At 41.6% G+C, this 1,095-nt stretch carries 1 protein-coding gene; it reads right to left on the reverse strand.

What is annotated here, in order from left to right:
* Positions 1-272: 272 nt before the first annotated feature.
* The coding region (locus tag P5674_RS25115; protein WP_315670418.1) for a group II intron maturase-specific domain-containing protein at positions 273-1,095 on the reverse strand (823 nt) is incomplete at its 5' end.

Here is a 1,095-nt window from a genome sequence, read left to right on the forward strand (position 1 = left end):
GAGGTTATTTCAGGCATTGCAGCCTTATTTGACTCCTAAACGTCTCGCACGTATGTCTTAACACTACAAGTTAGAAGCCATTGCCAGACAACCCTACTCATCACTTACCCCAAATTATGGGTTTCAAGCTCCGCCCCCTTCGACCAACTCACGGCAAGCCTTCAAAGGCGGCTGGATTAGGGGTCGAGATAGACCTCACGGTCTACCCCTCCCATTCAAAACCGTACTTGAGACTTTCACCTCATACGGCTCCTAGTTTGACCGTCTCCTTGTTAAGAGTACAGCATCATCTCTTCATCAAGAGCTGTTTTATCATCGTGACAATGGCGATGTAATAATTGAAGATTCTTGTATTCATCCTTTCCGCCTTGGCTTCTAGGTACAATGTGGTCTACTTCAATTAAATCTGATGGGGTAAAGAATTGCCCACACCAGGTACATCTACCTTTTTGCTTTTTGAGTAGTTTTGCTACCCTATTTGGCGTATCGATTGCTCGTCCTTTCCTGCTTGCCCAGTAGGTCCAATTTCCGTCATAAAGTGTTGCGTCAGGGCGTATTAAGGTATGTCTGACAATTGGAGTCCAGTTGTGTTTGAATAGATGTAACCCATCTTTGGTTTGGAACATCCAATTTTCGTGTCTTTCTTTCCCATTGCTAAGTTTAATTGTTCCATGTCTGAAATAATTTCTTAGCTTTTCGTGACTTGCCTTTCCGCATCTTGATACTGTCCATGCCCGTAACATTTGCCAGATTGTCTTATCTAGTTTGGTGAATGTCTCTGTTGAGACTACCGCTGAGTAATAGTTTGACCATCCCCTAATAATTGGGTTTAGTTTGTTAATCAGGGCTGATTGAGGTGCTGTTTTAAATTGTTTAATTACACCTTTTATCACTTCTGTGTGGGCAACTGCTTTTTGGCTGGGTTTTATATGTGTTTTGTGTCCTAATGGTTTCCCATGTTGGATTTTCCCAGTTCTATATTTTCCTACAGGATATTGCCTAATATTGAAACCTAAGAAATCAAATCCGGGTTTCTCTGCTTTGCCATTATACTCAATAGATTTGAGTGTATGGCAGATTCGAGTTTTTTCAGGT

It is taken from the genome of Limnospira sp. PMC 289.06 (assembly GCF_032350395.1).
GTDB classification, from domain to species: Bacteria; Cyanobacteriota; Cyanobacteriia; order Cyanobacteriales; family Microcoleaceae; genus Limnospira; species Limnospira platensis.